The organism is Paenibacillus favisporus, from assembly GCF_040545415.1.
GTDB lineage: Bacteria > Bacillota > Bacilli > Paenibacillales > Paenibacillaceae > Paenibacillus_AQ > Paenibacillus_AQ favisporus.
Window position 1 is genome coordinate 1 of record NZ_JBEPLV010000001.1, and the last position, 22,372, is coordinate 22,372.

Here is a 22,372-nt window from a genome sequence, read left to right on the forward strand (position 1 = left end):
GTAAGACCCCTTGTAGACGACGAGGTAGATAGGTTGGAGGTGGAAGTGCAGCAATGCATGGAGCTGACCAATACTAATCGGTCGAGGGCTTATCCTATAAATATAAAATGCAGATTCGTTTCGTATCTAGTTTTCAAGTGATCAAACACTTGAACGTTTGGTGGCGATAGCGGAGGGGTTCCACGCGTACCCATCCCGAACACGACCGTTAAGCCCTCCAGCGCCGATGGTACTTGGACCGAAGGGTCCTGGGAGAGTAGGACGTTGCCAAGCGATACATATTCCCTGATAGCTCAGTTGGTAGAGCACTCGACTGTTAATCGAGTTGTCACAGGTTCGAGTCCTGTTCGGGGAGCCACTTGTGGAGAGGTGTCCGAGTTGGCCGAAGGAGCACGATTGGAAATCGTGTAGGCGCCAAAAGCGTCTCGAGGGTTCGAATCCCTCTCTCTCCGCCAGCTTGGATTTTTATAGCGCGGCCCGTTGGTCAAGGGGTTAAGACACCTCCCTTTCACGGAGGTAACATGGGTTCGAATCCCATACGGGTCACTTTCTTTATTAGCATCAGGGATGTGAATCCAAAAAAGGGTTCGTCGGAGCATTACTTCGTTTATATTATGGAGGCTTAGCTCAGCTGGGAGAGCATCTGCCTTACAAGCAGAGGGTCGGGGGTTCGATCCCCTCAGCCTCCACCATGTATGCTTTAAAGAAAATAAATACTTTTAATGACGCGGGGTGGAGCAGTCCGGTAGCTCGTCGGGCTCATAACCCGAAGGTCGTAGGTTCAAATCCTGCCCCCGCAATTATCTCCTTAAGATGGAGATTCCAAAGGCCGTGGAACCGTGGTGTAGAGGCCTAACATGCCTGCCTGTCACGCAGGAGATCGCGGGTTCGAATCCCGTCGGTTCCGCCATTTTAAATTGCTTCAAGGGATCAGAATCCGAATTAACGGGTTCGTCGAAGCATTCGCTTCATTAGCACTGCATCGCAGTCTCGAACGAAGAGAGAGTATCCCGTCGGTTCCGCCATTTTAAATTGCTTCAAGGGATCAGAATCCGAATTAACGGGTTCGTCGAAGCATTCGCTTCGTTAGCACTGCATCGCAGTCTCGAACGAAGAGAGAGTATCCCGTTAGAATCGCCATGATCTTTACTTCAGGGATGAGAATCCTCTTGAATTAAGAGCCATTAGCTCAGTTGGTAGAGCACCTGACTTTTAATCAGGGTGTCGAAGGTTCGAGTCCTTCATGGCTCACCAGTTTTATTTTTGGTTTTGCGGACGTGGCTCAGCGGTAGAGCATCGCCTTGCCAAGGCGAGGGTCGCGGGTTCGATTCCCGTCGTCCGCTCCATTTTTTTTGCCTTTACCGGCGCCCTTAGCTCAGCTGGATAGAGCGTTTGACTACGAATCAAAAGGTCAGGAGTTCGAATCTCTTAGGGCGCGTACTTATGTTTTACCGAGCCGGTGTGGCGGAATTGGCAGACGCGCGCGACTCAAAATCGTGAGGGAAACCGTGGGGGTTCGAGTCCCTTCACCGGCATTTTAACATTTTCAGATGAATAACGGGACGTAGCTCAGCTTGGTAGAGCACCTGGTTTGGGACCAGGGGGTCGCATGTTCAAATCGTGTCGTCCCGATCAGATCAACCACCGAATGAATTTCGGTGGTTTTTTGCTGTATAATTTGGTATTTCCCCGGTCACAATAAAGGAAAAAGATAGAGAATAGAAGGGGATTACCGTGAATGCAGCGCGAATTAAAAAGAAAATACAAAAGCAATGGAGACGTTGGAGACGCAGAGCGTTGACGCTGGGGATCTCTTCGTTAATGCTTGCTTTGGTCTGGCTCGGATCGTATCTTCCGGATCAGGTACAGAGCCTGCTCAGTACGAAACCGCCGGTTGCCATTGAAACGCTTCAGCATTATGAGCAGACGGAAGGTTCCGACGACACTGTAGATAATTCGGAATTCTGGAAGACGTTGAATCAAACGAAGGGTACAAACGAAGTAACCGTTCGCCAAGTTTATATATGCGGTGAGGAGGAACAGGTGCTCGGACAACTGAGCAGCGATGACATCTACTCCCTGATGAATGAGCATCCAACCTGGAAAGGCGAGTTTACTGGGAAGGGACAAATCCGGTTTGAGGAAACCATTTCGGATCTATCCCCGACCTGTAAGGAACAGGCTTACATCAGCCTCGACAAAGATGGGAATCTGACCTTGTTCGAGGGACCGCCGACACACGAAAAGGTCATTAAAACCTTTTTCCAACTGGATATCAACTCGATGGAATCCTCCCTGCCAGACGGAGCCGTGCAACAGCTTTATGACGGCATCCGGGTGCAGGACATTGACGAATACAACAGCGTGCTGTCCACATTCAGCGATTATGCCCGAAAAGGATAAAGACCAGGATGTTCTGATGTTCGATGTCCTTTGCTTTAAACGTAATATCGATAAAAGGAATAGAACGCAAATGAAAAAAGCTTTCCTGCCAGCGATGAGGCGAACGGGAAAGCTTTTTTTTGCATTCATCCTATGGGGACTTAAACGGGCATCGTCCATTTCAATGGATCTGGAAGCCGCCCGGTCTGGATACCCGTTAGGGTGTCATACAGCTTTTGCGAGTATGGGCCGATTTGGCCATCGTTAATAAGGACTTGCCGGTCATTCCAATATAATTCGCCGACAGGGGAAATGACAGCCGCAGTCCCCGTGCCGAACACTTCCTCCAATTCGCCCTTGGCATTGGCCTCAAAAATCTCCTCAATCGATATTTTCCGCTCTTCCACCGGGATGTTCCAGCTGTCGAGCAGCTCCAGAACCGAAGCCCGGGTCACACCTTCCAGAATGCTGCCGTTAATGGCCGGGGTGATCACTTTACCGCCGATTTTGAAAAAGATGTTCATGCTGCCAACCTCTTCAATGTACTTCTTTTCCAGTGCATCGAGCCACAGCACCTGGGAGTAGCCGCCTTTCTTGGCATTGCTTTGGGCTTTGATGCTTGCCGCGTAGTTGCCGGCTGCCTTCGCATGCCCGATTCCGCCCTGCACGGCACGGGTATAGGAGCTTTCCACATTAATTTTTACCGGGGCAAGCCCGCCAGAATAGTAAGCGCCTACAGGCGACAGAATGACGATCAGCTGGTAGGTGTGGGATTCTCTCACGCCGAGGCAAGCTTCCGTAGCAATGATAAAAGGCCGGATGTACAGCGATGTTCCTGGAGCCGTCGGAACCCAAGCACGATCGATGTTAATGAGGGTGCGAATCGCTTCAATGACAAAGTCGCCCGACACTTCAGGAATGCCCAAGCGTTCGTTGGAGCGGTTCAGCCGCGTCATGTTTTTGTCAGGGCGGAACAGAAGAAGCTCGCCGGAAGCAGTTTGGTATGCCTTCAGACCTTCGAATACAGCCTGCCCATAATGGAATACCATCGAAGCCGGATCCGTCTGCAGCGGGGCGTAAGGAACGATCCGCGGATCATGCCATCCCTTCTCCAGCGTATAATCCATCAGAAACATGTGATCTGTAAAATACTTGCCGAAGCCAAGCTCCTCGCTGTCCGGACGTGTTCGCGGCTCGGTGGTTAACTGAATGCTGATCTCTTGTATCATTGCAACGCTCACCTCATCTATAACAATTTATTATTCTCACTATAGGGAATAAAAAATGATTGGTCAATTCAATGTTATCAATTAAAATAATAGTTATTAACTATGGTTAGGGTGAAGGGGGAGGCTTATGGATTTCCGCCTGCTGGAATACTTTCTTGCCGTATGCGAAGAGCTTCATTTTACGAAAGCAGCCGTTCAATTGGGCATCAGCCAACCGACGCTCAGCCAGCAAATCCGCCTGCTCGAGGAGAGGGTGGGCATGCCCCTTTTTCAAAGGATCGGAAAACGGAACTATTTGACGGAAGCGGGGCAAACGCTGAAGGAGCATGCGCTGAACATTTTTCATGAGCTGGAGCAGGCGCAGTCCGAAATCAATGAACTGAAAGGGATGCAGCGGGGGAGGCTGACGATCGGCTGCTCAGGCAACCATCTGCTGACGAGGACGCTGATTTCTTTTCACCAGAAGCAGCCTGGCATTTCGATTTCGGTCGTGGAGCTGGCGACGGAGGAAACGAGGGCCGGTCTGCTGGCTAACAAGCTGGATCTTGGAGTCGTTTTTCTCCCGCTGGAGGACGAGCAGCTGGTCAGCAAAGAGCTCTATACCGAAGAGCTGTGCCTGGCTGTCGCGAAGCAGCATCACCTTGCAGCCACAGAAGTTGTGAAACTGGACCAACTGACAGAGGTGCCGCTAATCCTTTTTCCTGAAAAGTTTCTGGTACGTCAAATGGTGGATAGCTACAGCGCTCAAGCCGGGGTGCAGCTTCAACCGGCGTTTGAGCTGTCGACGATGGACTCCATGCTGCAGATGGTCCGGCTCGGGGTCGGCGCGACCATACTACCCAGGTCCTATCTTGTACAAGGCTCCGATCCTTCGATCCGCACTGTACCGATCGTTGAGCCCGTCCCCCAGAAGAAGGTCGGCATCGTTTACCGGAAGCAGACGTTTCTGAGCACAGCGATGCTTGCTTTTATCAACGAGCTCATCCGGACGTTCACTCCTTCCGGGACGGAGTCTGTGTAGGCCTGTCCCGGATGCAGGCATACCTCTTTTAGTAGAATCATAGACTTGGTATGAAGTTTTACATTATAATGAAGAGAACGAATACATATGTTCGCTTTATACCAAGGGAGAGAAATGACTTGCGAATTTTAGGAATTGACCCGGGGATTGCGATCGTCGGATTCGGATTTATCGATAAAAACGGAAGTAAGGTCACTCCGGTTCAGTATGGATGCATTCAGACGGAAGCCCATACACCTGATGAAGAACGGCTGCTGCACGTCTATGAGGCGATGCTCCAGCTTATTGATAAATATCAGCCGGAAGCGGTAGCTTTCGAGAAATTGTTTTTTAATAGAAACGTCACGACGGCCATGTCCGTCAGTCAGGCGCGCGGCGTTCTGATTTTGGCGGCAACGCAGCGCGGACTGCCGATCGCCGAGTACACCCCAATGCAGGTGAAGCAGGCCATCGTCGGATACGGCAAAGCGGAGAAGAAGCAGGTGCAGGAAATGGTTCGCATGTTCCTGAAGCTGCAGGCGGTGCCCAAGCCGGATGATGTGGCCGACGCGCTGGCCGTGGCGATTTGCCACGCCCATTCGTACACGTTAAATTCCAGAATAAATGAGGTATTGAGAAAATGATCGATTTTTTGAGAGGACCCGTGATCCATCTGGAGAATGAGTACATTGTGCTTGACGTGCAGGGAGTAGGCTACCGGGTATTTTGCCCGAACCCTTTCGTGTTTGCCAAGACGGATGGTCCGGTCACCGTATATACCCACCACCACGTCAGGGAAGACGCCATTCTGCTGTTCGGCTTTCCAACGCGCGAGGAGCAGCAGCTGTTCCGCAAGCTGATCGATGTGTCGGGGATCGGCCCTAAGGTAGCCTTGGGCATTCTCGGCGGGGGCACGCCGGATCATGTCGTGACGGCCATTTATCAGGAGAACATTACGTTCCTGACCAAGCTGCCGGGGATCGGCAAGAAGACCGCACAGCGCATGATTCTGGACCTGAAGGACAAGCTCGACGGTTTTGGCACGGCGGCTATGGCGACAGGTCTGTTTGCGGTTCCTGAACCGGTGGAAGGCGACGGATCGGCTTGGTCCGAAGCGCGCGAAGGCCTTAAGGCGCTCGGTTATACCGACGTCGAGCTGGACCGGGTATGGCACAAGATCAAGGATGACACGGCGTTTGGGGATTCGGTGGACATTTTAATGAAACGGGCGCTCAAGCAGCTCTATGCGGGATAGTTATGGTAAGCGGGCGTTACAAGAGGAGCGATAGCAATGGATGACCGTATCATATCGGCAAACCTGATGATGGAGGACCAGGCGGTAGAGCTTAGCCTGCGTCCTCGTTATCTTGCGGAATATATCGGACAGAACCAGGTGAAGGAAAACCTGAAAATTTATATTGAGGCAGCCAAAATGCGCAATGAAGCGCTGGATCACGTGCTGCTGTACGGGCCTCCGGGCCTCGGAAAAACGACATTGGCCAATATCATTGCCAACGAGCTGGGCGTGAACCTGCGGACGACGTCGGGGCCGGCCATTGAGCGGCCGGGAGACCTGGCGGCACTGCTGACGAATCTCCAGGAAGGGGACGTGCTGTTCATTGACGAAATCCACCGGCTGCACCGGACGGTTGAAGAAGTGCTCTACCCGGCGATGGAAGATTTTGCACTGGACATCATGATCGGTAAAGGGCCCAGTGCACGGTCTGTGCGGTTGGACTTGCCCCCGTTCACCTTGATCGGAGCGACGACACGGGCCGGGCTGCTGTCCGCACCGCTGCGGGACCGCTTTGGCGTCGTCAGCCGCCTCGAGTTTTATACGGTGGACGAGCTCAGCTACATCGTCTCCAGAGGTGCCGACATTCTCGGCATCGAAATAATCGGGGATGCGGCCGACGAGATCGCCCTGCGGTCCAGGGGGACGCCGCGGATCGCGAACCGGCTGCTGCGCCGGGTCCGGGATTTTGCCCAGGTCCGGGGGGACGGCATGATTACGCCGGCCATCGCGGAGGAGTCGCTGAAGATGCTGCAGGTCGATCCGAAAGGACTGGATCAGATCGATTATAAAATGCTTCACGCCATGATCACGAGCTTCCGTGGCGGTCCGGTCGGCCTCGATACGATCGCGGCCACCATCGGCGAAGAGAGCCAGACGATCGAAGACGTATACGAGCCTTACCTGCTGCAGATCGGATTTCTCCAGCGGACGCCGCGGGGAAGAATGGTAACGGCTGCGGGCTATCAGCATTTAGGCTTGCCGATGCCGACTGACCAGTAAGGAAGTAATTGTTACGAGGCTGCCGGACGTGAAATGGTTCGAACACATTTTCAGACAGAAGCGGGAGGAGAATGACGAGTGGGAAATTGGTGGAGAACGAAAGCGGGCCAGTGGGGAAGCAAGGGGATTTTAGCTGCCGTGCTGGCAACGGGAGTCCTGCAGCTGCCGGCCGTGACTGCAGAAGCCGCGGGAACGAGCATGGATCAAATCCGCGTAGGCTTGTTCCTCGACTTGGGAAGTACCTATAAATCAACGACGCCTGTCGTCACACTGTCATCGGGACAGTCATGGTCTGCAGGAATATCGGCTGCTTCGGGGGCTCCGGCTCTTGTGTCCTTTGGGGCTAACGAGACGGCTAAATTCAGCGTGGATGGATTCCGCGTGAAAGTACTCGCTACTTCCGATGCCAAAACGGCGGCGGATGCCTATAAAAAATTGAACGCGTCGGCCGACAAGCCGGTCATCTTTACCGCATCGACGGGTGCCGGAACGGTGTATCAGGTGTATACCGGTATGTATGCAAGCCTGCAGGCGGCTAACGATGCCGCGGCGCGGACAGCGAAAACCGCAGCGGGACAGCTGAACGGACAGACTCCGGTCGTGACCGGCGGCAATCACTTGTCGGCAGGGACCTATGCAACGGAGGCTGAAGCGGCAGCTGCGGCCCAGCAAATCCAGGCAGCCGGCGCCGATGCGTTTGTGGCGGTTCAGCCGGGCGGAGACGGCGGTGGCCGTTATGCGGTATGGGTCGGCGAAGCGGCAGACGCATCCGGCCTGGCGGCGGTACGCAGTGCGGTAAGCGCAAAGCTTCCAGCGGCCACGCTGTCGGAGGTGGATGCATCGCAGCCGGCGCTGATCATCCGCAGTGATGCCGGGAGCAGCCCGGGAAGCACCGCCGCGGTGAAACATATCGTGGTCAGCGGGACCAATGCCAAAGGCTGGATTACCAGCAGCGGTGACCAACTTAAAGTGGCGGAAAGATCGGGGCGTACATACCGGGGCGGCATGGAGATCAGCATGGTGAACGGCCAGCTGGCGCTCGTGAACGAGCTGCCTTTTGAGCAATACCTCTATGCGGTCGTCGGCGGCGAAGTGCCGTCGTCCTGGCCGGAGGAGTCGCTCAAAGCCCAAGCCGTGGCTGCCCGCAGCTATGCTGCTTTCCAGATCAGCAGCAGCAATAATAAGTTCAAGGTGGCGGATGTCGTGGATACGACGCTCAGCCAAGTTTACAACGGAGTTGCCTCCGAAACGCCAAGCGTCATCGGTGCCGTAGACGCCACACAGGGCGAACTGCTGCTGCAAAACGGCAATGTTGTCGAGGCCGTATTCTCTTCCAATGCCGGGGGCGCATCGGCCGACCCGACCGAGGTATGGAACAGCGGTGGAGCTGCGTTCGGTACCGTCGATAGCAAGGAAGACGTAGCCGCGCAAAACGGGGCTAAAACCTGGTACCACGTTCTTCTCAGCAACGGGATTACCGGTTATGTCAGAGAGGACAATGTCAAGGAACTGGGCACGGCGACGGCTGCCGGACTTGCAAAAGTCACGGTGACGGCCAAGAACACCAACGTGCGTCCGCTTCCGCTCATTCAATCGAACGTCGAGCCTGCCGCGCAGATGAACCCCGGCGATACCGCCGTCGTTTTGGAGCAGGTGAAGGAATCGGGAACCTACGACTGGGTTCGGGGACCTTATACTTCGGCCGAGCTGGTCGCAACGCTGAAGGGCAAGACCTCAACGGCTGCACCTTCCACGATCAGCACGCTGGAGGTCACCAAGCGGGGACCGTCCGGACGGGCGATCCAAATTAAGGCCAACGGGCAGATTTTAGATGTGAAATATCCGGACATGTTCCGTTCAGCTTTGAACGGTCTGCCAAGCACATTGTTTGATATTGTACCTACAGGAAGCTATACTGTATTAAGCGCAAACGGGACAACGACGAAGGTTTCCGGCACGTCCGACACGTCGGTCATTTCCGCTTCAGGGACTTCTTCCATCGCTGGAAAAGGCACGATCGTCATGAACGGGGATTCGAAGGCGCGCCGGATCGAAGCAGGTGAAGCGTTTCTGTTTGTGGGCCGCGGCAACGGCCATGGCCTCGGACTCTCCCAGTGGGGAGCCAAAGGAATGGCGGACGCCGGGTATGGGTACCAGGACATTTTGAAACACTATTATCAGAATGTAACTATTGTTAAGGAATGACGAACAGATGAATGTAGACTTATACGATTTTGAGTTGCCAGAAGAATTAATCGCACAGACTCCTTTGCCGGAGCGGACGGCATCCCGCCTGTTAACATTGAACAAGCAGGACGGATCGATCGCCCACCGCACCTTCAAAGATATCGCAGACGAGCTTCAGCCCGGCGACACGCTGGTTCTCAACGATACCCGGGTCATTCCGGCGAGACTGTTCGGCGTGAAAGAAGGGACGGGGGCCAAAGCCGAAGTGCTTCTCTTGAAAAATTTGCAAGGGGACACCTGGGAAGCGCTCGTAAAGCCTGGGAAAAAGCTGAAAAAGGGCAGCGTGATCCGGTTCGGCGACGAGCTTCAGGCGGTCATAGAGGATGAGGGGGAAATGGGTGAGCGGAAGCTGACCTTTACCTATCAAGGGATTTTTCAGGAGATTCTCGACCGGCTGGGTCAAATGCCTCTCCCGCCTTATATCAAGGAGAAGCTGGACGACAAGGAGCGTTACCAGACGGTCTATTCCAAGCATGAGGGTTCCGCTGCGGCTCCGACGGCCGGCCTTCATTTTACCGAAGAGCTGCTGGATCAAATCCGTGCCAAAGGCGTGACGGTCGCTTTCATTACGCTTCATGTCGGTCTTGGCACGTTCCGGCCGATGTCGGTTGAACGCGTAGAGGATCATGTCATGCATGCGGAGTATTACTCGGTGAACCAGGAGACAGCGGATATCCTGAACGAGGCCAGAGCCCGTGGAGGAAGAATCGTTGCCGTAGGAACCACCTCCTGCCGGACGCTCGAGACGATCGGAACGCGCTTTGAAGGCGGCCTGCTTGAAGCCTGCAGCGGCTGGACCGATATTTTTATCTATCCGGGGTATACGTTCAAAGTCGTAAACGCCCTGATCACTAATTTCCACCTGCCGAAGTCGACGCTGGTCATGCTGGTCAGCGCGCTGGCGGGACGCGAGCATATTTTGAACGCATATGCGGAGGCTGTGAAGGAAAGATACCGCTTCTTCAGCTTCGGCGATGCGATGTTTATCTATTAAGACCGGTTGATCGGCATATAAGAGGATGGTATTTAATCATGGCAGCAGCAATTACTTATGAACATATTAAAACGTGCAAGCAATCGGGAGCCCGGCTGGGACGTGTGCATACACCCCACGGCGTGATCGAGACGCCGATCTTTATGCCGGTTGGAACGCTTGCCACGGTCAAGACAATGAGCCCGGAAGAACTGAAGGAAATGAATGCGCAGATCATTTTGAGCAATACGTACCATCTGTTCCTGCGCCCGGGCCATGACATCATCCGCGAAGCCGGGGGACTGCACCGCTTCATGAACTGGGACCGTCCGATTCTGACGGACAGCGGCGGATTTCAGGTGTTCAGCTTGAGCGAGATGCGTAAAATTACCGAAGAAGGCGTGCATTTCCGGTCCCACTTGAACGGAGACAAGCTGTTTCTGTCGCCGGAAGTGGCCATGGAAATCCAGAACGCGCTTGGCTCGGACATTATGATGGCTTTTGACGAGTGTCCGCCGTATCCGGCCGAGTACGACTACGTTAAGAAATCCCTGGAACGCACGACCCGCTGGGCCGAGCGCTGCCTGAACAGTCATGCCAGACCTCATGATCAGGGGCTCTTTGCCATCGTTCAAGGCGGCATGTATGAAGACTTGCGCAAACAGAGCGCACGTGATTTGACTTCCATGGATTTCCCGGGGTATGCTATTGGTGGACTCAGCGTAGGAGAGTCCAAGCAGCTGATGTACGAAGTGCTGGATTACACCGTTCCGCTGCTTCCGGACAACAAGCCCCGCTATTTGATGGGCGTAGGGTCGCCGGATGCACTGATCGAGGGCTCCATCCGGGGCGTGGACATGTTTGACTGCGTCCTGCCGACACGGATCGCCCGGAACGGAACGACCATGACCAGCCAGGGACGGCTAGTCGTTCGCAATGCGCAATACGCCAGAGATTTTGGCCCGCTTGACCCAGCATGTGACTGCTATACTTGCCGGAACTATTCAAGAGCCTATCTGCGGCATTTGATCAAAGCGGATGAAACCTTCGGACTCCGTTTGACCACTTACCACAACCTGCATTTCCTCATCAATCTGATGAAGCAGGTGCGCCAGGCCATTATGGAGGACAGGCTGCTTGATTTTCGCGATGAGTTTTTTGAACAATATGGGCTTTATGACAATGATAAAGGGTTTTAAGCTTCAACAGCAGTATTGTATTTGAAAGGGGGGAAAAGCATATGTTCAACCAATCACAAACTATTGAATTAGCAGCTGGTGCTAACGGCTCCGGAGGAGGCGGCCTTGTCGGCTTGATTTTGCCGCTCGTCCTGATGTTCGCGATTTTCTACTTCCTGTTGATCCGTCCGCAGCAGAAGAAACAGAAGACCCGTACTTCCATGCTGAGCGCATTGAAGAAGGGGGATAAGGTCGTAACGATCGGCGGCTTGCACGGAACGATTATGGAAATTACGGACGATATCGTGGTCCTGCGGGTGAACGACGTGACGAAGCTGACCTTCGATCGCGGTTCCATCAGCCACGCGATTAGCTCGAGCTCCGGCGAATCCGAGAAATCGTCCTAAGACGATCCGGGTACTATACGGGGAGAGCGTTCATAAGCCACATTTCCAGTAAGACCAGGCACATCACATAACGATGGCAGCAGAGGGAGCTCTGCTGCTGTCGCCGATGTTCATACTTACGGATGACAAAAAGGCTGCACAGCTTGTCTACGGACAAGGGTGCAGCCTTTTTGTATTAGAGATCGGATACGATAGGCTTTACTTTTTGCTGCTTCGGGTGCGCAAGCCTCCGTCCCCAGTAGATCCCAGTGGAAGCGGCAAGCAGACCGAGCAGGGTACCGGCGACCGAATCCGTCAGCCAATGGATGCCGAGGTAGAAGATGCTGAAAATGATGATGACGGCGCTGACCAGCGTCATGAGGGCCAGTCGGCGATTCCCTGAACGGATCCCGAGCACCAGCATGGTGATGGAAATCGAAGTGTGGAGGCTTGGAAAGCAGTTGTTAATACCGGATAGCGGCCGGTACGCCTGCTCGAATTTCGGAAAAACCTCCAGCATGTAGAACGACGCGCCGGATGGCGGAAAGGACCAAACCTCGTTCACGGGAAAGAAGAGGTAAAACGGGATGGCCACCGCATAATTGATGAAGACAGCTATGCAGGCAGCCATGAGAAAGGCTTTGTTCCCGTCGGCCGCAAAGATTCCAAGCATAGCGATCAGTAAGGATTGGAACACCACTACGTAAAAAAATACCGATACGGGCGTAATGTAAGGGCTGTGAAAAAACTGCTGCAGATGCTGTACGAAATGCCCCTCGATCCCGAATACCCACGGGGTGAAGTCTTGCTTTATATGCATGGCTGCTTCGATTTGCAGTTCGTACCTGTTGAACAGGAGGATTGCAGCCATCAAAGCGAATAGACCCAAAAATTTGCGATTGATCCCAAACTCCCGGATCAGCAGCCATCCGGCCCTCAGAGGGTTGCGCAGGGTGCCCAGCCAGATCAGCCCGATCGCCATAACAAGCGTTGCTGCCGAAATATAATTCATAGAGTCATACAACACGTCGGGGACGTCCTCCTCTTGCTTTAAGTGCACTTAGTGTAGCACATGCGAGGAGTTTAATGGTTACGATTTGTTTTTTAAATTCACCCCGAACATGCCCCCGATGGCTCCCGAAGCAATAACGGCTGCGATCAACAGCAAATCTCCAAGCCGAAGGCTGCTGTCAAGGGCCAAAAATCCGATCATGATGATCATGAGACCGTACAAAATGCCGGTTAATCCGCCGTGGTACCAACCCCGTCTGCCTGAACGCTTCCCGGATACAAGACCTCCAAATGCTGCGGCGACAGCATGAACCACGTAAATGTAGCGGGACAGGCTTTGTTCTTTCATGCCGCTTGACCACAACAGGAAAGAAAGAATAAGCGCCCCGACCATCATCCAGAAAAAGGAATAATACAGTCCCGACAAAGTGGGATTGGAGATCCGAAAAGAGAACAGGCGACGGATCAAATGCATAAGAGAACCCCCTTCATAGTTCCACAATTTAATGTAAATTTATGTGACGGCTTGCCCCAGTAGTACAAGTAATTTTCCAATAATTTATCGCACCGGCTTCTGAATGTCCGTGTTCCCGAAAGGTCAAAATATCCTTAATTGGCATGATGAATGGCACAGAAAGGAGCGGGTGGCCGTGATATCCGATATACTGATTCCTATTTTCCGAACCGTCCTGATGTACTTTGTCATCTACCTGACCCTCCGGATCATGGGCAAGCGGGAGATCGGGAAGCTGTCCATTTTTGACCTGGTCATCTCGATCATGATCGCTGAAATCGGCGTTTTTGTGCTGGAGGATACGGCGCGTCCGATCACGGACGGACTCTTTCCGATGGCTACGCTTGTCTTGATTCAGATCACGATTGCTTTCATCAGCTTGAAGAGCCGGAAAATCCGCCTGTTATTCGAAGGAAAACCGGCCATCCTCGTATCGGGAGGCAAGCTCAATCGTGAAGAAATGAGGAAGCATCGGTATAATCTGGACGATTTGCTTCTTCAATTGCGCGGGCGAAGTATCGAAAACGTGGCGGATGTGGAATTTGCAATTCTGGAAAACTCCGGGCAGTTGACGGTTATTCCTAAATCCAAACGGAATGAAAAAAAAGAAAAGTACGACATGCCCGTTCCCCAGGAGAAGTCAAATCGAAACGGCAAGCTACAAGGCCATGCCGGCAATGCGTTAGCTATTTCACGTTCAGAGGAGACCGCCGGCAAGCCGAAACAGATCTATAGAACCCCATATGCCGATCCGTCCCGGGTCCCGGCGAGAAACCGCAGCAAAAAAATTCTGGTTCCCAGCGGAAAATTTACCTATGGCATATTGCCGATCCCGCTCATCATGGACGGAAAAGTACAGGACGACAATTTGGAGCGGCTGAACAAAAACCGCTTCTGGCTGAAAAATCAGATCCGACAGCAGGGAATCAAAGAGTTTAAAGACGTGTTTCTCTGCTCCATCGACCATAAAGGCCGGCTTTATATCGACCGCAAATAAGACGGAACTTTCCGTGCTGCGGATCAGGCGGCAGGTGTCTTGGGGTTTCTTGGATTTCTAGGTTTGAACCATTTTTCAAGGTAGGGCATGCGGGACAGATCTCGCAGGGACACCAGCTTTAAAGCAAACACGGCGGCCACAAAAGCGATCATGCCAATAGACATGGCTGCCAAAAAGCGGATCCAAACGATTCCTCCCAGTGGCAGATGGAGATAGCCGTATTGGGTAATGCCCGTCATGATGATCATGGCTCCCGCCAGCTTCAGCAGATCGAACATCCGGAAACGGTAGGCGAGCAGCCGGCTGACGCTGAACCCGTGCAGGAACGTGACCACGATGCTGTTGATGATAATCGCGATAACGGCCCCGTAAATGCCGTACTCCGGCTGGGAGGACAGGTACCAGATCAGGAACAGCTTGAGGACGGCTCCGATCAAGGTGTTGAACAGGGCGCGGCTTGGCCGGTCTAGCGCCTGTAGGGTGGCCTGAAGCGGTGCCTGAACGTACAGAAACAGCGCAAATGGCGCCATCGTGCGCAGCATGTTGGAGATGTCCACATTGTTGTACAGCAGCAGGCACAGCGGCTCTGCAAGGACATACATAATGACGGCAAAGGGGGCGCCGGTGACGAGCGCGAGCCGGATCGTCTGGTTTAACCGTTTGTGGATCGTAAGCTTGTCTTTGCGGGCGGCGGCTTCGGACAGCGAAGGTACGAGCGAGACCGCGAGGGACGAGGTCAGTACGCCCGGAAGCAGCAGCAGCGGGATGACCATGCCTTGCAGCGCGCCATACTGGGCGGTTGCTACAGCAGTGACGACACCGGCGAGCGCTAGGCTCTGGGCTGTAATAATCGATTCAAGCAGGTAAGAAAAGGAGCCGACTAAACGCCCGGCGGTGACCGGTACGGTGATGCCAAGCAGGCGTGGAAACAATCCGCGGCTGACCTGGCTGCCGGAACTGTCTTCAAGGCCGGCTTTTTTGTGCTGCTTTGCTTTCTCTCTCCGGGCTTGCCTGGACGACAGCCAGTTCTCGTCCCGGTGGTACTGCCACAGCAGGGCGAGCAGCCCGAAAAATTCCCCGGCCATCACGCCAAGCATGGCTCCGGCAGCCGCATAAGCTATTCCTTTTGGCAACAGCAGGTAGGCGAACCACAGCGTGCACACGATCCGAAAAACAGTCTCGATAATCGAAGAGGTCGCGGACGGAATCATGTTCTGCCTTCCCTGGAAATAGCCGCGGTAGACGGACGAGATGGCCACGATAACGAGCATGGGCGTCATGCTGACAAAGGTGTAGTACACGCGGGAATCCGTAATAATTGTTGTCGTGATCCAAGGGGCCAGCCACAGGCATAAAGCCATAAACAGCACGCTGAGACCCACCGTCAACCCAAGGCTGACCCGCAGGACATACTTTGAATTTTGCGGTTTGCCTTCGGTTTCCGCTTCCGACACCAGCTTGGCGATCGCCAGCGGGACACCCCCTGTGATCAGCGTCATAATCACCAGGAAAAAAGGATAACCCAGCTGATAAATCCCCACCCCTTCGGCGCCGATGATCCGGGGCAGGGCGATGCGCGGTATAAACCCGAGAATGCGGTTCACGATGCCGGCGGCAAGCAAAATCATCGTGCCTTGGATAAAGGTTTGCTTTTTGATGCCTGGATTTTTAGGATGTTTGTTCAATTGTCCACTCCCTCTTCCCGTGTCGAAGCTGTGCTGCCACTTTTGGTAATGTCAGACCTTGTTTAATGGATATGCTGAACCTGTCCCAACTCATTCATCCTTTCCGGTAACATTTGGACAAAAGAAGGAATCGAAGGCGATGGGGTCGAATACAGAACAAATCAGTGCTACAATGGACTGTAGGACATCCAGAACAGATCGTGCGTGGAAAGAGGCAATCGAGAGGAGGCCGTAGAGTGAGCTCTGAGGAAATGAACGACAGGCAGCTGGAGGAAGCGATTGAATCGCTCTGCCGCAGCAAGGCGGAGGAATTCAGACTCGTCGGCTACGAGCATGTAACCAGCAAGGACATTTGGAACTGCGTCAGCGTCAAATACGAGAAGGAAGGGATTCCTCCGCTCTACATGCTGGTCAACGATATACTCTCTTTGAAAGTGATGACGTTTATGAATTTTATGACCATATCCGCATATAAAGGATCCACTTTCGATTGAAAGGGATCTTTTTTTCTGCTTGTGTCAAATGGGATGAGGGATACTGTAAAATCGGAAAACGACAAATATTGATAAATTGACTGCCTTTTGGCGCATGGCTATAATAGGAATATTGAGAACGAAAGGGGAACTAGGAACGGCATGAAAAGAATTGTCACTTTCATCATCGTCGTGCTCGTATCGATTGCGGTCATGGCTGGGACAAGCCCTGCGCTGCTCGACAACGTACGACTCGGTCTCGATCTTAAAGGGGGCTTTGAGATTCTGTATGAGGCCCAGCCGCTGGAGCAGGGGCAGAAGATTACGAGAGAGTCCCTCATACGGACGGCGGAAAGCTTGGAGAAACGCGCCAACGCACTCGGAACGAGCGAGCCTGAAGTGACCACCGAGGGCACAAACCGGATCCGTCTGAAAATCGCAGGCGTGACGAACGAAGCCGATGTCCGTAAGAAAATGAAGGAGCCGGCGTCGCTGACCTTCCGCAGTGCGGATGGATGTAAGACTCCTGAAGCGGGGAAAGACGGCACGGTAGATCCGAAGGATCTCTATTGTAAAATTGAACTCGTCGGAAGCGATTTCGTGGAAAACGGTGCACAGGTGGGTTATAGCAACCTGAACGAGCCGCAAATCGATATCAAAGTAAAGGATAAAAAGAAATTTGCCGATGTGACCAAGCGTTTGCTTGGCAAAGAGCTTGCCATTTTCCTGGATGATACCCTTTTATCCGCTCCAACCGTACGACAGGAGCTGACGGACGGTAAAGCATCGATTTCAGGCAATTATACGATTGACGAAGCTAACCAGATCCGCGATACGATCAACCTCGGGGCGCTGCCTTTGAAGCTGACGGAGAAGTATTCTCAGAGCGTGGGCGCAACGCTGGGCATGCAGTCTTTGCATAAAACGATCGAAGCGGGCATCATCGCTTCCGTCCTGATTCTGATCTTCATGATCGGCATGTACCGCCTGCCGGGTATCATCGCCAGCTTTGGACTGATTGCCCACACCTGGCTGCTCATTCTCGTCTTCGTCTGGGCCGACTTTACGCTGACCTTGCCGGGGATCGCGGCGTTTATTCTCGGTATCGGGATGGCGGTTGACGCCAACATCATTACGAATGAACGGATCAGGGAAGAAATGCGGAACGGCAAGAGCGTCATGTCTGCGGTCAAAGCAGGGAACAAGTCGTCCTTCCGTACGATTCTCGATTCCAACATTACGACCATTATCGTCGGAGCGGTTATGTTTGCCTTCGGTACAGGCGCCGTCAAAGGCTTTGCGCTGGTACTGATCGTGGAAATCGTACTCAGTATTCTCACGAATGTGTACTTCACCCATTACCTGCTCAGCCTTTTGGTTAAAGCCGGCGTGCTGAAGAAGCCGAAGCAGTTCGGGGTAAAGGAGAGTGATATTCGTGCACTTTAAAAAAGATTACGATTTTATGAAGATGAGCAAGTACGCGTTCATCTTCTCCATCGTCCTGACGATTGCGGGAATCATCACCCTTTCCGCTTTTGGATTAAACTACGGCGTTGATTTCCAAGCAGGCTCCAATGTGGACGTCAAGCTGTCGAAGAACGTGACGAAGGCTGAAATTGAGCCGCTGCTGGACAAGATCCACCTCAGCGACGGTGCAACGGTTTCTCCTGGGGACAAGCGGGTCAACATCCGTTTTACCAAAGAGCTTAACGAAGACCAGAGTGAACAGCTCAAGGCGGCGATCCAGGAGCTGGATAAAACAGCATCGTTCGAAATCAACACGGTCGATACGGAAATGGCCAAGGAGCTCGGGCGGAATGCCATTTACTCGGTTCTGATTTCCTGTATCGGGATTATCATCTATGTAAGTATCCGGTTTGAATGGCGGTTCGCCCTGGCGGCCATCGTGGCGCTGCTGCATGACGCCTTCATGGTCGTGGCCGTCTTCTCGATCTTCCGATTGGAAGTCAGCCTGACGTTTATCGTGGCGGTATTGACCATCATCGGTTACTCCATTAATGATACGATCGTTATTTTCGACCGGATCCGCGAAAATCTGCGGTTCGGCAAGCAGAAGACCAAAGACGATTTGAAAGCTATTATGAACAAGAGCGTGAGCCAGATGCTCATGCGCTCCTTGTATACGGCGCTGACGGTGTTTATTGCGGCCTTCTTCCTGTTCCTGTTTGGCGGGGAATCGATCAAGATGTTCTCGTTGGCGATGGTTATCGGGCTGTTGTTCGGGGCGTATTCTTCGATCTTTATCGCCAGTCCGCTGTGGCTCGTATTCAAAAGCAAACAAAAGACCAGTGCCAAGCCAGCCAAACCTTCCAAGGCGTAACCTTGTGAAGCGAATGTTATGAAGGAAAGCCGCGTCTGATTGGGCGCGGCTTTTCCGCTGGAACTTATCTGACTTTATCTAAACTTATTGTCGTGAATGTCATATCTTTTTCAAACAAGATCAGAATCGGTATTCAGATTGCCGGGGGGAGGCTTTCATGAGTATAGAGCGTTCAAATCCATCGGGTACCGTCGCCTGGACGGGAATTGCCGGTGAACTGTTACTTGCCTTGTTCAAAGGCGTGGTCGGATATTTTACAGGGAGCAAGGCACTGCTGGGAGATGCGCTGTATTCCGCATCGGACGCAGCCGGCGCACTGGCCCGGCGCATTCCATGGCGGACGTCGTCAAAGCTTCGGAGTGCGCAGCAGGCTGATCTGCGGGCTGGAAGAACAGAGCCGATTCTGGCGATTTTGTTTTCGGTTCTTGTGCTGATGGGCGGATTGCAAATTGCCGTAGCGGCGGTCCGGGACCTGGCTTCAGGCCGTGTGCAGACACCTGGGCAGTTTACGCTGATTGCGATACTCGTCTCGCTTGCGGTCAAAGAAGCGCTCTTTCAGTTCCAGTACCGCCAATCCAAGAAGCAGGGTGACGGCATGCATACGATGTACGCCGACAACCACCGCTTCAGCTTGTATTCGTCCATCACGGTATTGATCGGCGTCATTCTGACGATGACCGGCAGCGCCTTTCATTGGTCCATGCTGCAGTATATGGATTCCATCTCGGCTCTGATCGTCGCGGCGCTGCTGCTGCGCAGAGGCTACCGGCTCATCGTCAGCTCCGTGTACGGACAGCTGGTGCAGGAGACAGAGCAGGAGGACGCGATTAATTTTATCGATACGGTGCAGCGGGTTCACGGCGTCATTACGGTGGATGACCTGAAAGCATCGGAGCAGGGACATTACATTACGATCGATTTGAAGATCAGCGTCAATCCGCGGATTACCGTCCAGGAAGGCGCCGAGATCGCCGACCGGGTCAAGAAGCTTCTGATGCACCGTTTTTTGCATGTCAGCATCGTAAATATCCAGGTCGTCCCTTATGATCCCGGTTATCCGTACAAGTCGAACCATCATCTGACGGATAATGAGCAGCCGACACTGCTCCAATAGCTTGCTCATGACGTATACGAACAGAAGACGGGGCGGGGAAAGAAAGGTGAAGACGATTGTTTGATTCAAAATATGAATGGCGGACTTCCGAAACGGATCCGGAGAAGGCGGGACGGCTGGCACAGGAGCTGTCGGTTTCTCCTCTTGTAGGCTCGCTCCTGGCGGCCAGAGGAATTAACAGTGCAGAGGAAGCCGCCATGTTTTTAAACGGAAGCCTGGACGCATTGCATGATCCGTTCCTGCTGCTCGGCATGAAGGAGGCTATTCCACGGATTCAAAAAGCGGTCGAGACCGGTGAACATATATTAATCTACGGGGACTACGACGCTGACGGCGTGTCCAGTACTTCGCTCATGATTCATTTCATGCGCTATCTTGGAGCGTCCTACGACATCTATATTCCGCACCGCTCCAATGAGGGGTACGGACTGCACAACCATGCGCTGGATTGGGCGCATCAGCAGGGGGTCAGCCTGATCATCACAGTTGATACCGGCATCAGCGCCGTCGAGCAGATCGCGTATGCCAACTCGCTCGGGATGGATGTGATCGTCACCGACCACCACGAGCCTCCGGAAGTGCTGCCCGACGCCTATGCGCTGATCAATCCGAAGCAGCCGAACTGCCCGTACCCGTTTAAAGGCCTGGCCGGCGTCGGGGTGGCTTACAAGCTGACCCAGGCGATGCTCGGCCAGCCGCCGGTGGAATGGACGGAAATTGTGGCCATCGGTACCATTGCGGACTTAATGCCGCTGAGCGGCGAGAACCGCATCCTGGTCAGCCGCGGCTTAGAGCAGATGCGCAGCTCTGCGTTTCCGGGGATCCGCGCCCTCATGGAAGTTGGGGGCATTACGATGCGGAATGTTACATCGATCAATGTCGCCTTCGGCATGGCCCCGCGCATTAATGCCAGCGGCAGGCTGGATCATGCAGGATCGGCCGTAGCCTTGCTGACGACGGAAGACGAGGATGAAGCATTAAGATTGTCCCATGGGCTGGATGAACTCAATAAGGAGCGGCAGCAGGTGGTCGACGATATCGTCCAGGAGGCGACCAGCCAGCTGCTGGCCAAGACCGATGGAAGTCGGGTGCCCGACGTGATCGTGCTGGCAGGAGAAGGCTGGAATGTGGGCGTCGTTGGCATTGTCGCTTCCAAAATTTTGGAACGGTATTACCGCCCGGTCATCATATTGGGTATAGATCCGGATACCGGCATGTGCAAAGGGTCAGCCCGCTCTATTCCGGGGCTCGACATCTATGAGGCGCTGACCTCCTGCAAATCGCTGATGGACCATTACGGCGGCCATCCGTCCGCTGCGGGCATGAGCCTGCACAGGGATCAGCTGGACGCCTTCGAGCAGGCGCTGAACGAGTATGCCGCTGGGGTTCTGACCGAATCCGATTTTATTCCCGTCGCGGCATCAGACGGAGAATGGCGGCTGTCGGACGTTCCCTTGTCGGTCATCGATGAGATGGAAATGCTGTCGCCCTTCGGCATGGCCAATCCTGTGCCCAAGTTTATTTTTAGAGGCTGCAGGCTGCTCGAGACCCGGAAGATGGGGCGTGACAGCAAGCACCTCAAGCTGGTCGTTCAGCAGGACGGCGTCCGCCTGGAAGTGGTCGCGTTCGGCAAAGGCGAGCTGGCCGAAGTGTTGACGGAAGGCGCGGAGCTCGATCTGCTCGGCGAAATGAGCGTCAATGAATGGAACGGTTCGCGCAGACCGCAGCTGATGCTGCAGGATCTGAAGCTTACGCAACCGCAGGTGTTCGACCTGCGCGGATCCAAGGATCCTTGGCAGGAGATCGACCGGGTCAGCCAGCTGATCGGATCGCACTTCAGACTGGGGCCGACGCAGGTGGCGGCGGTGCTGGAACGGGAGATTCTGGATCCGGCAAAAATCCGTTTGAATGAATCCACCCTTTGGGTATATGATAAGAATGCTGGAATTTTGGCGTATCATCCGAACGAGGAGCGGTCCGGCCAGGACGATGTGACGACGCTGTTCATGCTGAACGCGCCGGAGACGCCGGAGCAGCTGGATGCGGTTCTGTTTTCATTTCCGAAACTGTCCAACGTATTTCTGCTTCATCAGGTACATAAGAGAGAGAGACTCGCTGTGCCGGACAGGGATCAGTTCAAGAAGCTCTATATATTGTTGTCAAGAATCGCAGCCGAGCCCGTCCAAGAAGAGACCGCCTTATCGAGGCTCAGTCAGCAGGCATCGTGCAGCATCCGCATGGTGACGAAGATGATGGATGTGTTCGAGGAGCTTTCTTTTATAGACAGGCAGGAAGGCCTTATCCGTTTTATTCCTAAACCGCCCAAGCGTGATTTGGCTTCATCCCGCCATTTCCTTGCGCTAGGGAACTTGGCGGAAATGGAACAGCATCTGCTGTATGCCAGCACGCCGCAGGTCACAAGCTGGTTCATTTCCCGCATGCAGGGAGCTTCGTGACCGGGGACGATCGGTCGAAATGAATGCTTACGAGGTTCCGTATCATTTCGTGACCTCAAGCAACGCTTACGGAGTCCGTTTTACTTCGTA

Annotated in this window: 19 protein-coding genes, 11 tRNA genes and 2 rRNA genes; 28 read left to right on the forward strand and 4 right to left on the reverse strand. The window is 53.6% G+C overall.

Translation table 11 applies throughout. The features are described from left to right. The 14 genes from ABID47_RS00005 to ABID47_RS00070 all read left to right on the forward strand — a co-directional run. Positions 1–97, forward strand: a 23S ribosomal RNA gene (locus ABID47_RS00005); the annotation flags it as partial. Between the two features lie 59 nt (positions 98–156). Next, positions 157–273 (forward strand): 5S ribosomal RNA (gene rrf / locus ABID47_RS00010). 9 nt (positions 274–282) lie between these two features. Further along, positions 283–358, forward strand: a tRNA-Asn gene (locus ABID47_RS00015). A 5-nt stretch (positions 359–363) separates the two neighbouring features. After that, a tRNA-Ser gene (locus tag ABID47_RS00020) sits at positions 364–455 on the forward strand. 19 nt (positions 456–474) lie between these two features. Beyond that, positions 475–546: transfer RNA gene (locus ABID47_RS00025), tRNA-Glu, on the forward strand. Between the two features lie 70 nt (positions 547–616). Further along, positions 617–692: transfer RNA gene (locus ABID47_RS00030), tRNA-Val, on the forward strand. Between the two features lie 34 nt (positions 693–726). Further along, positions 727–800, forward strand: a tRNA-Met gene (locus tag ABID47_RS00035). A gap of 33 nt (positions 801–833) precedes the next feature. Beyond that, positions 834–910: transfer RNA gene (locus ABID47_RS00040), tRNA-Asp, on the forward strand. 268 nt (positions 911–1,178) lie between these two features. Next, a tRNA-Lys gene (locus ABID47_RS00045) sits at positions 1,179–1,254 on the forward strand. Between the two features lie 17 nt (positions 1,255–1,271). Then, positions 1,272–1,346 (forward strand) — tRNA-Gly (locus ABID47_RS00050). Positions 1,347–1,364: 18 nt separating this feature from the next. Then, a tRNA-Arg gene (locus ABID47_RS00055) sits at positions 1,365–1,438 on the forward strand. Positions 1,439–1,455: 17 nt separating this feature from the next. Next, positions 1,456–1,535 (forward strand) — tRNA-Leu (locus ABID47_RS00060). A gap of 23 nt (positions 1,536–1,558) precedes the next feature. Next, positions 1,559–1,632 (forward strand) — tRNA-Pro (locus ABID47_RS00065). 102 nt (positions 1,633–1,734) lie between these two features. Continuing rightward, entirely contained in the window at positions 1,735–2,403 is a 669-nt protein-coding gene (locus tag ABID47_RS00070; protein ID WP_076176974.1) for a BofC C-terminal domain-containing protein, read from the forward strand. A gap of 140 nt (positions 2,404–2,543) precedes the next feature. On the opposite strand, the gene ABID47_RS00075 is transcribed toward ABID47_RS00070, so the two are convergent. Beyond that, positions 2,544–3,611: a branched-chain amino acid aminotransferase gene (locus ABID47_RS00075; protein WP_354494370.1), complete on the reverse strand. Its 1,068-nt coding sequence runs from the start codon at positions 3,609–3,611 to the stop codon at positions 2,544–2,546. 127 nt (positions 3,612–3,738) lie between these two features. Here ABID47_RS00075 and ABID47_RS00080 point away from each other — a divergent pair, with 127 nt between their 5' ends. From ABID47_RS00080 to yajC, 8 genes are all read left to right on the forward strand, one after another. Beyond that, positions 3,739–4,632 (forward strand): LysR family transcriptional regulator, encoded by an 894-nt coding sequence (locus ABID47_RS00080; RefSeq protein ID WP_354494372.1) that lies wholly within the window; start codon positions 3,739–3,741, stop codon positions 4,630–4,632. 119 nt (positions 4,633–4,751) lie between these two features. Continuing rightward, positions 4,752–5,255, forward strand: a complete 504-nt coding sequence (gene ruvC / locus ABID47_RS00085) for a crossover junction endodeoxyribonuclease RuvC (RefSeq protein WP_076176977.1) — start codon at positions 4,752–4,754, stop codon at positions 5,253–5,255. Then, positions 5,252–5,866: a Holliday junction branch migration protein RuvA gene (gene ruvA / locus ABID47_RS00090; RefSeq protein WP_354494375.1), complete on the forward strand. Its 615-nt coding sequence runs from the start codon at positions 5,252–5,254 to the stop codon at positions 5,864–5,866. The genes ruvC and ruvA overlap by 4 nt, the downstream gene beginning before the upstream one ends. 36 nt (positions 5,867–5,902) lie before the next feature. Further along, positions 5,903–6,907 (forward strand): Holliday junction branch migration DNA helicase RuvB, encoded by a 1,005-nt coding sequence (ruvB, locus tag ABID47_RS00095; protein ID WP_076176979.1) that lies wholly within the window; start codon positions 5,903–5,905, stop codon positions 6,905–6,907. A 78-nt stretch (positions 6,908–6,985) separates the two neighbouring features. After that, a complete protein-coding gene (locus tag ABID47_RS00100) occupies positions 6,986–9,112 on the forward strand; it encodes a SpoIID/LytB domain-containing protein (protein ID WP_354494377.1) in 2,127 nt (708 codons plus the stop codon). Positions 9,113–9,119: 7 nt separating this feature from the next. Next, on the forward strand, positions 9,120–10,148 hold the full coding sequence (gene queA, locus ABID47_RS00105; RefSeq protein ID WP_354494379.1) for a tRNA preQ1(34) S-adenosylmethionine ribosyltransferase-isomerase QueA: 1,029 nt from the start codon (positions 9,120–9,122) through the stop codon (positions 10,146–10,148). 38 nt (positions 10,149–10,186) lie between these two features. Further along, complete coding sequence (tgt, locus tag ABID47_RS00110) at positions 10,187–11,326, forward strand: tRNA guanosine(34) transglycosylase Tgt (protein WP_076176982.1); 1,140 nt, start codon at positions 10,187–10,189, stop codon at positions 11,324–11,326. Positions 11,327–11,367: 41 nt separating this feature from the next. Further along, positions 11,368–11,712 carry a preprotein translocase subunit YajC gene (yajC, locus tag ABID47_RS00115; protein ID WP_354494381.1) on the forward strand — a complete coding sequence of 115 codons (345 nt, stop codon included), beginning with the start codon at positions 11,368–11,370 and terminating at the stop codon, positions 11,710–11,712. 175 nt (positions 11,713–11,887) lie between these two features. Here the strand turns inward: yajC and ABID47_RS00120 are convergent, their stop codons facing one another. Both ABID47_RS00120 and ABID47_RS00125 read right to left on the reverse strand, forming a co-directional pair. Further along, complete coding sequence (locus tag ABID47_RS00120; protein WP_354494383.1) at positions 11,888–12,718, reverse strand: phosphatase PAP2 family protein; 831 nt, start codon at positions 12,716–12,718, stop codon at positions 11,888–11,890. A gap of 63 nt (positions 12,719–12,781) precedes the next feature. Beyond that, positions 12,782–13,177, reverse strand: coding sequence for a TIGR04086 family membrane protein (locus ABID47_RS00125; protein ID WP_354494385.1), 396 nt, complete (start codon positions 13,175–13,177; stop codon positions 12,782–12,784). Between the two features lie 217 nt (positions 13,178–13,394). On the opposite strand from ABID47_RS00125, the gene ABID47_RS00130 reads away from it, so the two are divergent. Next, the gene (locus tag ABID47_RS00130) at positions 13,395–14,213 is read left to right on the forward strand and encodes a DUF421 domain-containing protein (protein ID WP_285855308.1); all 819 of its coding nucleotides are present in this window, start codon (positions 13,395–13,397) and stop codon (positions 14,211–14,213) included. Positions 14,214–14,236: 23 nt separating this feature from the next. Here the strand turns inward: ABID47_RS00130 and spoVB are convergent, their stop codons facing one another. Further along, complete coding sequence (gene spoVB / locus ABID47_RS00135) at positions 14,237–15,871, reverse strand: stage V sporulation protein B (protein ID WP_354495645.1); 1,635 nt, start codon at positions 15,869–15,871, stop codon at positions 14,237–14,239. A gap of 278 nt (positions 15,872–16,149) precedes the next feature. On the opposite strand from spoVB, the gene ABID47_RS00140 reads away from it, so the two are divergent. The 5 genes from ABID47_RS00140 to recJ all read left to right on the forward strand — a co-directional run bounded on the left by ABID47_RS00140 (position 16,150) and on the right by recJ (position 22,282). Then, positions 16,150–16,392 (forward strand): post-transcriptional regulator, encoded by a 243-nt coding sequence (locus ABID47_RS00140; protein WP_076177013.1) that lies wholly within the window; start codon positions 16,150–16,152, stop codon positions 16,390–16,392. A 141-nt stretch (positions 16,393–16,533) separates the two neighbouring features. Beyond that, positions 16,534–17,817 (forward strand): protein translocase subunit SecD, encoded by a 1,284-nt coding sequence (gene secD / locus ABID47_RS00145; RefSeq protein WP_354494387.1) that lies wholly within the window; start codon positions 16,534–16,536, stop codon positions 17,815–17,817. Then, positions 17,807–18,712, forward strand: a complete 906-nt coding sequence (gene secF, locus ABID47_RS00150; protein ID WP_354494389.1) for a protein translocase subunit SecF — start codon at positions 17,807–17,809, stop codon at positions 18,710–18,712. Before secD ends, secF begins: the two co-directional genes overlap by 11 nt. A gap of 157 nt (positions 18,713–18,869) precedes the next feature. Next, positions 18,870–19,826: a cation diffusion facilitator family transporter gene (locus ABID47_RS00155; RefSeq protein WP_116229353.1), complete on the forward strand. Its 957-nt coding sequence runs from the start codon at positions 18,870–18,872 to the stop codon at positions 19,824–19,826. A gap of 56 nt (positions 19,827–19,882) precedes the next feature. After that, on the forward strand, positions 19,883–22,282 hold the full coding sequence (recJ, locus tag ABID47_RS00160) for a single-stranded-DNA-specific exonuclease RecJ (protein WP_354494392.1): 2,400 nt from the start codon (positions 19,883–19,885) through the stop codon (positions 22,280–22,282). The last annotated feature ends 90 nt before the right edge of the window (positions 22,283–22,372 follow it).

Bases quoted from the DNA above. Each gene is read 5' to 3' on its own strand.
- yajC (WP_354494381.1), top strand. From the start codon at position 11,368: ATGTTCAACCAATCACAAACTATTGAATTAGCAGCTGGTGCTAACGGC.
- secD (WP_354494387.1), top strand. From the start codon at position 16,534: ATGAAAAGAATTGTCACTTTCATCATCGTCGTGCTCGTATCGATTGCG.
- queA (WP_354494379.1), top strand. From the start codon at position 9,120: ATGAATGTAGACTTATACGATTTTGAGTTGCCAGAAGAATTAATCGCA.
- ABID47_RS00075 (WP_354494370.1), bottom strand. From the start codon at position 3,611: ATGATACAAGAGATCAGCATTCAGTTAACCACCGAGCCGCGAACACGT.
- ABID47_RS00080 (WP_354494372.1), top strand. From the start codon at position 3,739: ATGGATTTCCGCCTGCTGGAATACTTTCTTGCCGTATGCGAAGAGCTT.
- ruvB (WP_076176979.1), top strand. From the start codon at position 5,903: ATGGATGACCGTATCATATCGGCAAACCTGATGATGGAGGACCAGGCG.
- ABID47_RS00140 (WP_076177013.1), top strand. From the start codon at position 16,150: ATGAACGACAGGCAGCTGGAGGAAGCGATTGAATCGCTCTGCCGCAGC.
- ABID47_RS00125 (WP_354494385.1), bottom strand. From the start codon at position 13,177: ATGCATTTGATCCGTCGCCTGTTCTCTTTTCGGATCTCCAATCCCACT.
- ABID47_RS00155 (WP_116229353.1), top strand. From the start codon at position 18,870: ATGAGTATAGAGCGTTCAAATCCATCGGGTACCGTCGCCTGGACGGGA.
- tgt (WP_076176982.1), top strand. From the start codon at position 10,187: ATGGCAGCAGCAATTACTTATGAACATATTAAAACGTGCAAGCAATCG.
- ruvA (WP_354494375.1), top strand. From the start codon at position 5,252: ATGATCGATTTTTTGAGAGGACCCGTGATCCATCTGGAGAATGAGTAC.
- ABID47_RS00130 (WP_285855308.1), top strand. From the start codon at position 13,395: ATGTACTTTGTCATCTACCTGACCCTCCGGATCATGGGCAAGCGGGAG.